Here is a 12,374-nt window from a genome sequence, read left to right on the forward strand (position 1 = left end):
CTGCAGCTATGTTGCAGATAACAAGCACACCAAAGGCCCCCGCACTTGGCAACTTTGCCAAGGCAGCCGTGGTCCTAGCCTGCGTACTGCACGACCTTGAACCTTCTGGGGGAATACATGCTTCGATCTTGGCGCCTCGCCGCCCTTCTTGGCGGCCTGCTCATGGCTGCGACCGCTTCGGCGCGGGATATCGACGCCGCGAGCTACGGCTACCCCTTGACCAACCCGTTCGAGGCGACCATCGCCACCACGCCGCCGGAGCAGCGCCCAACCCTGCCCAGCGACGATGACATCGACCAGTCCGACTACAGCCTGAACCTGCGCCCCGAGCGCGAGTTCATCCTGCCCGACAACTTCTGGGCGGTGAAGAAGCTCAAGTACCGACTGGCGCGTCAGGACCACGAGGCACCGCTGATCTTTATTATTGCCGGTACCGGTGCGCCCTACTCCAGCAGCATCAACGAATACCTCAAGAAGCTGTTCTACCAGGCCGGCTTCCACGTGGTGCAGCTGTCGTCGCCGACCAGCTACGACTTCATGAGCGCCGCCTCGCGCTTCGCCACCCCCGGGGTCAGCCAGGAAGACGCCGAAGACATGTACCGGGTGATGCAAGCCGTGCGTGCCCAGCACCCGCGCCTGCCGGTCAGCGAGTACTACCTCACCGGCTACAGCCTGGGCGCGCTGGACGCCGCATTCGTCAGCCACCTGGACGAAACCCGGCGCAGCTTCAACTTCAAGCGCGTGCTGCTGCTCAATCCACCCGTCAACCTGTACACCTCGATCAACAACCTCGACAAACTGGTGCAGACCCAGGTCAAGGGCATCGACCGCAGCACAACGTTCTATGAACTGATGCTGGAGAAGCTCACCCGCTACTTCCAGGACAAGGGCTACATCGACCTCAACGACGCCCTGCTGTACGACTTCCAGCAGTCGAAACAGCACCTGTCCAACGAACAGATGGCCATGCTCATCGGCACCTCGTTCCGCTTCTCGGCGGCCGACATCGCCTTCACCTCCGACCTGATCAACCGCCGCGGCCTGATCATTCCACCGAAGTTCCCGATCACCGAGGGCAGCAGCCTGACGCCGTTCTTCAAGCGTGCGCTGCAATGCGACTTCGATTGCTACATGACCGAGCAGGTGATCCCTATGTGGCGCGCCCGCACCGATGGCAACAGCATCCTGCAGCTGGTCAACCAGGTCAGCCTGTATGCGCTGGAAGACTACCTGCACAACAGCGACAAGATCGCCGTGATGCACAACGCCGACGACGTCATCCTCGGCCCCGGCGACATCGGTTTCCTGCGCAAGATGTTTGGCGATCGCCTGACCCTTTACCCCCATGGCGGCCATTGCGGCAACCTCAATTACCGCGTCAACAGCGACGCCATGCTGGAGTTCTTCCGTGGCTAACAAATTCCTCCTCGCCACCGCACTGCTAGTCGTCGCCGGCAATGCCCTGGCCGCGGAAACCGCGCCAAGGGCCAGCGTGATCGAAGCCGACCCGCAGGTGGCCGGCCCCGCACCGCTTTCGCCCGAGGCCGATGGCTTCATCGACCCCCTGCGCGAACTGAAATTCAACCCTGGGCTCGACCAGCGCGAATTCGAACGTTCCACCCTGGAAGCGTTGAACGTGTACGACCCGCTGGAATCGGTGAACCGGCGCATTTATCACTTCAACTACCGTCTCGACCAATGGGTGCTGCTGCCACTGGTCAACGGCTACCAGTACGTCACCCCCAGCTTCGTACGCACCGGGGTGAGCAACTTCTTCAACAACCTGGGTGACGTGCCGAACCTGTTCAACAGCGTGCTGCAGCTCAAGGCCAAGCGCTCGGCAGAAATCACCGCGCGGCTGATGTTCAACACCATCATCGGTGTGGGCGGCTTGTGGGACCCGGCCACCAGCATGGGCCTGCCGCGCCAGAGCGAAGACTTTGGCCAGACCCTGGGCTTCTATGGCGTGCCGGAGGGGCCGTACCTGATGTTGCCGGTGCTCGGCCCCTCGAACCTGCGCGACACCACCGGGCTGGTGGTGGACTATGCCGGCGAGCAGGCGGTCAATTACCTGAACGTGGCCGAGGCCACCAAAGATCACCCGGAGATCTTTGCCTTGCGCGTGGTGGACAAGCGTTACACCACCAAATTCCGCTATGGGCAGCTCAACTCACCGTTCGAGTACGAGAAAGTGCGGTATGTGTATACCCAGGCGCGCAAGCTGCAGATCGCCGAATAAGCGGGCCTGGCCTCTTCGCGGGTAAACCCGCTCCCACAGGGGTCACCTCAGGCCAGTGACCTGCGCAATACCTGTGGGAGCGGCTTTAGCCGCGAAGAGGCCAATACAGACGGCATCAAATGCCCAGGAACTGGCACAACTCGCGCTTCTTGGCCAGGGCATCGCGCCGCCCCAGTTCGATCAGCTCGCTGCAATAACTGGCCTCGAACAACAGATAGCTCAGCACCCCTGCCCCGCTGGTCCGAGTCGCGCCCGGGCCACGCAGGAACAGGCGCAACGCCGCCGGCAGCTCGCGCCGGTGCCGCGCTGCAATCTCATCCAGCGGTTGGCTTGGAGCCACCACCAGCACCTCGATCGGTGCCAGCCCGAGGCCCCGTGCATCCAGGTGCGCTGGCAACATCCGGCTGAGGTGGTTGAGCCGTTGCAGCAGTTCGATGTCGTCTTCAAGGCTGTCGATGAAGGTGCTGTTGAGCATGTGCGCGCCGATCTGCGCCAGGCTCGGCTGCTGGCCGCTGAACCTGCGCTGCACTGGCATCGGCGCCGCCGGGCGCTGCGGGTTGCCACTGACCCCGACCACCAGCACCCGGCTGGCACCCAGATGCAGGGCCGGGCTGATGGGCGCCGACTGGCGCACCGCACCGTCGCCGTAATACTCGTCGCCCAGGCGCACCGGTGCAAACAGCAGCGGGATCGCGGCGCTGGCCAGCAGGTGATCGATGGTCAACGGCGTAGGCACACCGATGCGGCGGTGGCGCAGCCAGGCGTCGATGGTGCCGCGCCCTTGGTAGAAGGTGACCGCCTGGCCGCTTTCGTAGCCGAATGCGGTCACGGCGACGGCCTGTAGCTGCTCGGCGGCGATGGCGTGGCCGATGCCATCCAGGTCCAGGTGCGAGGCCAACAGCCCCCGCAAGGGGCTGCTGTCGAGCAAGGCCACCGGCACCTGGCCACCCACTCCCAGCAGGCTGTGGCCGACGAAGCGGCTGGCCTGGCGCACCACGCCGGGCCAGTCACTGCGGATGACCAGATGGCTGCGAAAGTTCTGCCAGAACGTGGTGAGGCGCTGCACGGTGTCGTTGAAACGGGTGGCGCCACTGGCCAGGGTCACTGCATTGATGGCGCCGGCCGAAGTGCCGACGATGACCGGGAACGGGTTGCGGGCGCCGGGTGGCAGCAGCTCGGCAATGCCGGCGAGAACGCCGACCTGATAGGCGGCCCGGGCGCCGCCGCCAGAAAGGATCAGACCGGTTACCGGAGGTGGCGCCATGGATTCCTTCCTGGATCAGCTGTTTTCAGGCCCGGCCCAATCGCCGGCAAGCCGGCCCCCACAGGTATCACACAGCTTTCAAGGCCAGTGGTGTACCTGTGGCAGCTGGCTTGCCGGCGATAGAGCCGGTACAGGCAACACAAAGTTCAGCGTTTTTTCTTGTCATACAGCCGCGGCGCGCCCTCAGGCCGCGACTTGAAGCGCCGGTGCGCCCACAGGTACTGCTCGGGGCATTCACGCAGCACGCCTTCGACCCACTGGTTGATCCGCAGGCAATCGGCCTCTTCGCTCTCACCGGGGAAGCCCTCCAGTGGCGGGTGAATGACCAGACGATAGCCGCTTCCGTCCTCCAGGCGCTTCTGGGTGAACGGAATCACCTGCGCCTTGCCCAGACGGGCAAACTTGGTGGTCGCGGTGACCGTGGCCGCCGGAATACCGAACAACGGCACGAAGATGCTTTGCTTGGCGCCGTAGTCCTGGTCTGGTGCGTACCAGATCGCCCGGCCCGAGCGCAGCAGCTTGAGCATGCCACGTACGTCATCACGCTCCACCGCCAGCGAATCGAGGTTATGCCGCTCACGGCCACTGCGCTGGATGAAGTCGAACAGCGGGTTGCCGTGCTCGCGGTACATGCCGTCGATGGTGTGGGCCTGGCCAAGCAGCGCGGCGCCGATTTCCAGGGTGGTGAAGTGCACCGCCATCAGAATGGCGCCCTGCCCGGCCTGCTGCGCAGCCTGCAGGTGTTCGAGGCCTTCGATGTGAGCCAGGCGCGCCAGGCGGGCCTTTGGCCACCACCAGCTCATGGCCATTTCGAAGAAGGCGATACCGGTGGAAGCGAAGTTGGCCTTGAGCAGGCGCCGCCGTTCGTCGTCGGACAGCTCCGGGAAGCACAGCTCGAGGTTGCGCGCGGCAATGCGCCGGCGCTCGCCGGCCACACGGTACATCAGCGCGCCCAGGGCACTGCCGAGCCACAGCAGGGCACGGTAAGGCAACTGCACCACCAGCCACAGCAGGCCCAGGCCAAGCCACAGGCCCCAGAATCGCGGGTGGAGGAAGTAGGGTCGAAAACGCGGGCGTTCCATTGAAGCTTCCGGCAAGACAAAGACCGGGCATTCTACATCGGATCGGCACCGGTTGCGGCCGACCGGTCTTATCGTTATAAGTCAGGGCACTTTTTTCGCAACAAGCCGTCTATGCAGACCATGAGCCCAAACCACACACCCGACACCGCCTCCGTGTTCCAGCTCAAGGGCAGCATGCTCGCCATCACTGTGCTGGAACTGGGGCGCAACGACCTGGAAGCCCTCGACCGCCAGCTGGCAGCGAAAGTGGCCCAGGCCCCCAATTTCTTCAGCAATACGCCGCTGGTGCTGGCGCTGGACAAGCTGCCAGCCGACGAAGGGGCGATCGACCTGCCCGGGCTGATGCGTATCTGCCGCCACCATGGCCTGCGAACCCTGGCGATCCGCGCCAACCGCATCGAGGACATCGCCGCGGCGATCGCCATCGACCTGCCGGTGCTGCCGCCGTCTGGCGCGCGCGAGCGGCCGCTGGAACCTGAGCCCGAGGTGAAGAAACCCGAACCGGCACAGGCTCCTGTGCCACCCCCGGAGCCTGTGCAAGAGGTGCGCCCGACCCGCATCATCACTTCACCGGTGCGTGGCGGCCAGCAGATCTACGCCCAGGGTGGCGACCTGATCGTCACCGCCTCGGTCAGCCCGGGCGCGGAACTTCTCGCCGATGGCAACATCCATGTGTACGGCGCCATGCGCGGCCGTGCCCTGGCCGGGATCAAAGGCAATACCAAGGCGCGTATCTTCTGCCAGCAGATGACCGCCGAAATGGTCTCGATCGCCGGCCAGTACAAGGTGTGCGAAGACCTGCGCCGCGACCCGCTGTGGGGCGCCGGCGTGCAAGTCAGCCTGTCCGGTGACGTGTTGAACATCACCCGTCTTTAACGGATACTTGCCGTCATTTTTAGAGCAACTTTTTTATCTGTTGCCGTTTTTTTGCTTTTTGCTGGGACACGTGTCCCGACTTATTTAGGGGTGAAACACCTTGGCCAAGATTCTCGTCGTTACTTCCGGCAAGGGGGGTGTGGGCAAGACCACCACCAGCGCCGCCATCGGCACCGGCCTCGCACTGCGCGGCCACAAGACGGTCATCGTCGACTTCGACGTGGGCCTGCGTAACCTCGACCTGATCATGGGCTGCGAGCGCCGCGTGGTGTATGACTTCGTCAACGTGGTCAACGGCGAAGCCAACCTGCAGCAAGCCCTGATCAAGGACAAGCGCCTCGAGAACCTGTTCGTGCTGGCCGCCAGCCAGACCCGCGACAAGGACGCGCTGACCCAGGAAGGCGTGGAAAAGGTCCTGATGGACCTGAAAGAGCAGTTTGAGTACGTCATCTGCGACTCCCCGGCCGGTATCGAGAAAGGCGCCCACCTGGCGATGTACTTCGCCGACGAAGCCATCGTCGTGACCAACCCGGAAGTCTCCTCGGTACGTGACTCGGACCGCATGCTGGGCATCCTGTCGAGCAAGTCGCGCCGCTCCGAGAACGGCGAAGAGCCGATCAAGGAACACCTGCTGATCACCCGTTACCACCCCGAGCGCGTGGTGAAGGGCGAAATGCTCAGCGTCGCCGACGTCGAAGAAATCCTGTCGATCAAGCTCAAGGGCGTGATCCCCGAGTCCCAAGCCGTGCTCAAGGCTTCCAACCAGGGTATCCCGGTCATCCTCGACGACCAGAGCGATGCCGGCCAGGCCTACAGCGACGCGGTCGACCGCCTGCTGGGCAAAGAGAAGCCGATGCGCTTCATCGATGTACAGAAGAAGGGATTCTTCGAGCGCATTTTCGGGAGCAAATAAACCATGAACCTTTTTGACTTCTTTCGTGGCAGGCAGAAACAGACCAGCGCGTCGGTAGCGAAAGAGCGTCTACAGATCATCGTGGCGCACGAGCGCGGCCAACGCAGCGAGCCGGACTACCTGCCGGCGCTGCAGAAAGAACTGCTGGAAGTGATCCGCAAGTACGTGAACATCGGCAACGACGATGTGCACATCGAGCTGGAAAACCAGGGCAGCTGCTCGATTCTGGAGCTGAACATCACCTTGCCTGATCGCTGATCCGGCTGAAAGTTGGGGCTGCTTTGCAGCCCTTTCCGACCGGTCCGACGCCCCGGCAAGGCCGCTCCTACAGGGAATACGCGATTCCTGTTGGAGCGGCCTTGCCGGGGCGTCGGACCGGTCGGAAAGGGCCGCAAAGCGGCCCCAATGGTTTTTCCCGATTTGACCGAGACCCTGCAATGCCGCTGTCCAACATCCAGATCCTCCATGAAGACGCCGCCATTCTGGTGATCAACAAGCCGACTTTGCTGCTGTCGGTCCCCGGCCGTGCCGAAGACAACAAGGACTGCCTGATCACCCGCCTGCAGGAAAACGGCTACCCGGACGCGCTGATCGTGCACCGCCTGGACTGGGAAACCTCCGGCATCATCCTGCTGGCCCGCGATGCCGATAGCCACCGCGAGCTGTCGCGCCAGTTCCACGACCGCGAAACCGAAAAGGCCTACACCGCGTTGTGCTGGGGCCAACCGGCGCTGGACAGCGGCAGCATCGACCTGCCGCTGCGCTACGACCCGCCCACCAAACCACGGCACGTGGTGGACCATGAACAGGGCAAGCACGCCCTGACCTTCTGGCGCATCGTCGAGCGCTGCGGGGATCATTGCCGGGTCGAGCTGACACCGATCACCGGCCGCTCGCACCAGCTGCGCGTGCACATGTTGTCGATCGGCCATCCTCTGCTGGGTGACCGCCTGTATGCCAACCCCCAGGCGCTGGCGGCGCACGAGCGGCTGTGCCTGCATGCCTCGATGCTGAGCTTCACCCACCCGGTCAGCGGCGAGCGCTTGAAGTTCGAGTGCCCTGCCCCGTTCTGATCTTGCTGGGCCTGTACCGGCCTCTTCGCGGCTGAAGCCGCTCCCACAGGTATTGCACAGCCTTGAGAGCAGTGCGGTCCCAGTGGGAGCGGCTTTAGCCGCGAAGAGGCCGACACAAATTGTCGACTCAATAGGCTAAACTCGCGCCACTGCTGTCTGGAGTGAGTTATGCGCGAAGCACTGAATACCGGCCTGATTGAATTCCTCAAGGCCTCCCCGACGCCCTTCCATGCCACCGCCAGCCTGGCCCAGCGCCTGGAGGCGGCCGGCTACCAGCGCCTGGACGAGCGTGACAGCTGGGCCACGGTGCCTGGTGGACGCTACTACGTTACCCGCAACGACTCCTCGATCATCGCCCTCAAGCTGGGCAAGCAGCCGCCGCTGCTGAACGGCATCCGCATGGTCGGTGCGCACACCGACAGCCCGTGCCTGAGGGTCAAGCCGCAGCCCGAACTGCAGCGCCAGGGCTTCCTGCAACTGGGTGTGGAAGTGTATGGCGGCGCGCTGCTTGCGCCGTGGTTCGACCGCGACCTGTCGCTGGCCGGGCGGGTCACCTTCCGCCGTGACGGCAAGGTCGAGAGCCAGCTGATCGACTTCAAGCTGCCGATCGCGATCATTCCCAACCTGGCCATCCACCTGAACCGCACCGCCAACGAAGGCTGGCAGATCAACCCGCAGAACGAACTGCCCCCCATTCTGGCTCAGGTGGCCGGTGACGAGCGCATCGACTTTCGCGCCGTGCTCACCGAGCAACTGGCCCGCGAGCATGACCTCAACGCCGACGTCGTGCTGGATTACGAGCTGAGCTTCTACGATACCCAGGACGCTGCGCTGATCGGCCTTAACGGTGACTTCATCGCCGGCGCCCGCCTGGACAACCTGCTGTCGTGCTATGCCGGCCTGCAGGCGCTGCTGGCCGCCGACAGCGACGAGACCTGCGTGCTGGTGTGCAACGACCATGAAGAAGTCGGCAGCTGCTCGGCCTGCGGTGCCGACGGCCCTATGCTCGAACAGACGCTGCAGCGCCTGCTGCCGGACGGCGATGCCTACGTGCGTACCATCCAGCGCTCGCTGATGGTCTCGGCCGACAACGCCCACGGCGTGCACCCCAACTACGCCGACAAGCACGACGGCAACCACGGCCCCAAGCTCAACGCCGGGCCGGTGATCAAGGTCAACAACAACCAGCGCTACGCCACCAACAGCGAAACCGCCGGGTTCTTCCGCCACCTGTGCATGGCCGAGGAAGTGCCGGTGCAGAGTTTCGTGGTACGCAGCGACATGGGTTGTGGTTCGACCATCGGGCCGATCACGGCCAGCCATCTTGGCGTGCGTACGGTAGATATCGGCTTGCCGACCTTTGCCATGCATTCGGTTCGTGAACTGTGCGGCAGCCATGACCTGGCGCACCTGGTGAAGGTGCTGTCGGCGTTCTACCGGAGCCGCGAGCTGCCTTGAGATCCTGGGGAGTGCTGTGCCCCCCTTTCGCACCACAAGGCCGCTCCGACAGAAATCGCATAGCCGCTGCAGGACCGGCCTTGTGTCGCGAAAGGGCTGCACAGCAGCCCGAGAATTCCTCAGGCCAATTGCTGCTCAGGATCAATCCCCCTTCTGCCCAACCCGCTATGCTTGTTGTATGGCTCCCAAAGCAGAAGGACCGCTGCCCATGTCCCCTTTCCTTTCACTGTTCGTGCCGGTGTTCCTGTTCCTGATGCTGCTGACCATCGGCTTCAGCATGCGCGAGCGCAATATCGGCGTGCTGATGATGTGGATCGGCACGCTGGGCATTTTTGGCCTCACCTGCTGGACGATCCTGGAGAAACTGCCGACATAAACCTCTACACTCGGTCAATCGTTTGACCTGAGGTAGATTTCCCGGTGCCAGCCTTTCTGCGTTGCCTAGCCCTGCTGCTGTTCATCTTCATGTCCCCGGTACAGGCGGCGAGCTTGCCCAGCCTGTTGGGCTCCAGCGCCCCCGCCCAGCCCGAAGCCACCGAGCCACTGGGCAAATCGCTGGACGAGGTGATCAAGAACCTCGAAAACGACCAGCAACGCGCCAAGCTGCTGGCCGACCTGAAGAAGCTGCGCGACGCCACCCAGCAATCGCAACCCACCGTCGAACAGGGTGTTCTGGGCCTGATCGGCGGCGCCCTGCACGACTTTGAAAAGCAGTTTAGCGGTGACTCCAGCCCGTTCTACCGCTGGTCGCAGGAAATCGAACAGGCCCAGGCCGAACTGTCCGAGCTGATCGTGCCGGTGCATCAGTGGCCGGCCATCCTGTTCGGCTTCGCCGCTGTCATTGCGGTATGGAGCCTGCTGGCCTATGCCTTCAACTGGGTGGGCCACCGCGTGCGGGTGCGTTTCGGCCTGACCGAGGAACTGCCGCAACACCCGCGCACCTGGGACCTGGTGCGCTTTGCCCTGCGCAAGCTGGGGCCGTGGCTGGTGGCACTGATCTTCACCGTGTACCTGAGCTTCGCCTTGCCTCCGTCGCTGGGCAAGTCGCTGGCCATGGTGCTGGCCTATGCACTGGTGGTCGGGACCTGCTTCTCGGCCATCTGCGTGATCGCCTTCTCGCTGCTCGACGGCCCCCATCGCCACCGCGCCCTGCACATCCTGCGCCACCGGGCCTTCCGCCCGCTGTGGCTGATCGGCAGCTTCGCCGCCTTTGGCGAGGCCATGAGCGACCCACGCATGCTGGTCGCCCTGGGTACTCACCTGGCCCATGCGCTGGCGACACTGGCCAATGTCATTGCGGCGCTTTCGTCCGGCCTGTTCATCCTGCGCTTCCGTCGGCCGATCGCCCACCTGATCCGCAACCAGCCGCTGGCCCGGCGCCTGACCCGGCGCACCCTGAGCGACACCATCGAAATCCTCGGCAGTTTCTGGTTCGTGCCGGCGCTGATCCTGGTGGCCGTGTCGCTGTTCGCCACCTTCATTTCCGCCGGAGATACCAGTACCGCCCTGCGCCAGTCACTGATGTGCACCGTGCTGGTGGTGGTGTGCATGGTGCTCAACGGCCTGGTGCGCCGGCACGCCGCCAACCCCAAACGCGCCAGCAAGCGCCAGGCGGTGTATGCCGAGCGCCTGCGCAACTTCGGCTACCTGCTGGTGCATCTGTTCATCTGGCTGGTTTTCATCGAACTGGGGCTGCGCGTGTGGGGGCTGTCGATGATCAGCTTCGCCGAGGGTGACGGCCATGAGGTGAGCGTGCGCCTGCTGGGCCTGGCCGGCACACTGATCGTCGCCTGGCTGGTATGGATCCTCGCCGACACCGCGGTGCACCATGCCCTGGTGCGTTCGCGCCGGGGCCTGGCCAACGCCCGCGCGCAGACCATGATGCCGCTGATCCGCAACGTGATGTTCGTGGTGATCTTCATCATCGCGGTGATCGTCGCCCTGGCCAACATGGGCATGAACGTCACGCCGCTGCTGGCCGGTGCCGGTGTGATCGGCCTGGCCATCGGTTTTGGCGCACAGTCGCTGGTGGCCGACCTGATCACCGGGTTGTTCATCATCATCGAAGACTCGCTGGCGATCGATGACTATGTCGATGTCGGCGGCCACCTGGGCACGGTCGAGGGCCTGACCATCCGCACCGTGCGCCTGCGTGACATCGACGGCATCGTGCATACCATCCCGTTCAGCGAGATCAAGAGCATCAAGAACTACTCCCGCGAGTTCGGCTATGCGATCTTCCGCGTGGCCATCCCGCACAGCATGAACATCGACCAGGCGATCACACTGATCCGCGAAGTGGGGCAGAAACTGCGCAACGACCCGCTGATGCGCCGCAATATCTGGTCGCCTCTGGAATTGCAGGGGGTGGAGAGTTTCGAGTCGGGCTCGGCAATCCTGCGGGCACGGTTCAAGACCGCGCCGATCAAGCAATGGGAAGTGTCACGGGCATTCAACCTGGCGCTGAAGCGTCAGCTCGATGCGGCCGGGCTGGACCTGGCGACGCCGCGCCTGTCGGTGCAGGTGGTCACCGCCGGCGGTGGCGGGATGGCAGAAAAGAGTTCTTCCAGTTAGGGCCCTTTCGCGGGCAAGCCCGCGAAGAATCCAACACCTCAGCCAGCATGGGCGCGGATGCGAATGGCATCGTGCCGCCAATATTCCAGGTCACAGTCGATCAGGCGCCCATGCTGGTCGCTGTTGACCCGGGTGATGTGCAAACCTGGGCTACCCACCGACACCTTCAATGCCCCCGCCGCCTCCACCGGCAAGGCGGTCGGCAGGATTTCAAAGCACACCTGCCCGTACTGGATGCCATACACCCGCCCGTAGATCTCGGTCAGCGACTGCGCCAGGTCCTGATCGAGGATCCTGGGGAAGTACTTCGGGTTCAGATAGTGCTCGGCATACAGCACTGCCCGCCCATCAATGCGCCGCAAGCGGCAGATCCGCACCACGCTGGACAGCGCCGGCAGTTGCAGGCGCGCGCAGATCGCCGCCGAAGCCGGCTGCAGGCGCGCCGAGAGCAATTCGGTAATGGCCACCCGCCCCTGGTCCCGCACCATCGCATGAAAATGGCTACGCTCGATCAGGTCGTAGGTCAGCCGCTGCGGTGCGACGAACCAGCCACGCCGTTCTTCGCGGTAGATCAAGCCCTGGGCTTCCAGCTGCACCAGCGCCTCGCGCAAGGTTATGCGCGTGGTGTCGAACACTTCGCTGAGCTTGCGTTCAGCCGGCAATTTGCCGCCCGGCGCCAGCAGGCCGTGCTCGATCTGCTCTTGCAGCGCATGGCAGATGGCTGTTACCGCACGCGGTGGCGTCGACTGCATCAAAAGGTTACCTATCTGGACTAGTCCAGCCCCATGACGGGGCCTTTGGAGAATAGTGCAAGCCTAGGCAGGGCTGATGAACATCCTGTGACAAAGGCTCCGGCCAGGCACTGCCAGAAACGCGCCAAGCCAGCAGAGCCGGG

The 12,374-nt window shown here is 63.8% G+C and carries 12 protein-coding genes; 9 read left to right on the forward strand and 3 right to left on the reverse strand.

Annotated features, from left to right (window positions below):
- Positions 1-117 precede the first annotated feature (117 nt).
- Together H040_RS14150 and H040_RS14155 are read left to right on the forward strand one after the other, a co-directional pair.
- Positions 118-1,416, forward strand: a complete 1,299-nt coding sequence (locus H040_RS14150; protein WP_027918155.1) for a serine/threonine protein kinase — start codon at positions 118-120, stop codon at positions 1,414-1,416.
- Positions 1,409-2,239, forward strand: coding sequence for an MlaA family lipoprotein (locus H040_RS14155; RefSeq protein ID WP_027918154.1), 831 nt, complete (start codon positions 1,409-1,411; stop codon positions 2,237-2,239). Before H040_RS14150 ends, H040_RS14155 begins: the two co-directional genes overlap by 8 nt.
- A gap of 115 nt (positions 2,240-2,354) precedes the next feature.
- On the opposite strand, the gene H040_RS14160 is transcribed toward H040_RS14155, so the two are convergent.
- Both H040_RS14160 and H040_RS14165 read right to left on the reverse strand, forming a co-directional pair.
- On the reverse strand, positions 2,355-3,503 hold the full coding sequence (locus H040_RS14160; RefSeq protein WP_027918153.1) for a patatin-like phospholipase family protein: 1,149 nt from the start codon (positions 3,501-3,503) through the stop codon (positions 2,355-2,357).
- A 146-nt stretch (positions 3,504-3,649) separates the two neighbouring features.
- Positions 3,650-4,585 carry a lipid A biosynthesis lauroyl acyltransferase gene (locus H040_RS14165; RefSeq protein WP_027918152.1) on the reverse strand — a complete coding sequence of 312 codons (936 nt, stop codon included), beginning with the start codon at positions 4,583-4,585 and terminating at the stop codon, positions 3,650-3,652.
- 111 nt (positions 4,586-4,696) lie between these two features.
- On the opposite strand from H040_RS14165, the gene minC reads away from it, so the two are divergent.
- The 7 genes from minC (at position 4,697) to H040_RS14195 (ending at position 11,479) form a co-directional block, all read left to right on the forward strand.
- Positions 4,697-5,461, forward strand: coding sequence for a septum site-determining protein MinC (gene minC / locus H040_RS14170; protein ID WP_027918151.1), 765 nt, complete (start codon positions 4,697-4,699; stop codon positions 5,459-5,461).
- A 100-nt stretch (positions 5,462-5,561) separates the two neighbouring features.
- On the forward strand, positions 5,562-6,374 hold the full coding sequence (gene minD, locus H040_RS14175; RefSeq protein WP_027918150.1) for a septum site-determining protein MinD: 813 nt from the start codon (positions 5,562-5,564) through the stop codon (positions 6,372-6,374).
- A 3-nt stretch (positions 6,375-6,377) separates the two neighbouring features.
- Positions 6,378-6,632: a cell division topological specificity factor MinE gene (gene minE, locus H040_RS14180; RefSeq protein ID WP_003252572.1), complete on the forward strand. Its 255-nt coding sequence runs from the start codon at positions 6,378-6,380 to the stop codon at positions 6,630-6,632.
- A gap of 179 nt (positions 6,633-6,811) precedes the next feature.
- The gene (locus H040_RS14185; RefSeq protein WP_027918149.1) at positions 6,812-7,447 is read left to right on the forward strand and encodes an RluA family pseudouridine synthase; all 636 of its coding nucleotides are present in this window, start codon (positions 6,812-6,814) and stop codon (positions 7,445-7,447) included.
- 168 nt (positions 7,448-7,615) lie between these two features.
- Positions 7,616-8,905, forward strand: a complete 1,290-nt coding sequence (locus tag H040_RS14190) for a M18 family aminopeptidase (protein ID WP_027918148.1) — start codon at positions 7,616-7,618, stop codon at positions 8,903-8,905.
- 208 nt (positions 8,906-9,113) lie between these two features.
- Positions 9,114-9,281: a hypothetical protein gene (locus H040_RS27480; RefSeq protein WP_165837385.1), complete on the forward strand. Its 168-nt coding sequence runs from the start codon at positions 9,114-9,116 to the stop codon at positions 9,279-9,281.
- 44 nt (positions 9,282-9,325) lie between these two features.
- Positions 9,326-11,479 carry a mechanosensitive ion channel family protein gene (locus tag H040_RS14195; protein ID WP_027918147.1) on the forward strand — a complete coding sequence of 718 codons (2,154 nt, stop codon included), beginning with the start codon at positions 9,326-9,328 and terminating at the stop codon, positions 11,477-11,479.
- A 38-nt stretch (positions 11,480-11,517) separates the two neighbouring features.
- Here the strand turns inward: H040_RS14195 and H040_RS14200 are convergent, their stop codons facing one another.
- The gene (locus H040_RS14200) at positions 11,518-12,231 is read right to left on the reverse strand and encodes a UTRA domain-containing protein (RefSeq protein ID WP_027918146.1); all 714 of its coding nucleotides are present in this window, start codon (positions 12,229-12,231) and stop codon (positions 11,518-11,520) included.
- Between the last annotated feature and the right edge of the window lie 143 nt (positions 12,232-12,374).

Source organism: Pseudomonas sp. URMO17WK12:I7 (assembly GCF_003269045.1).
Taxonomy (GTDB): Bacteria; Pseudomonadota; Gammaproteobacteria; order Pseudomonadales; family Pseudomonadaceae; genus Aquipseudomonas; species Aquipseudomonas putida_J.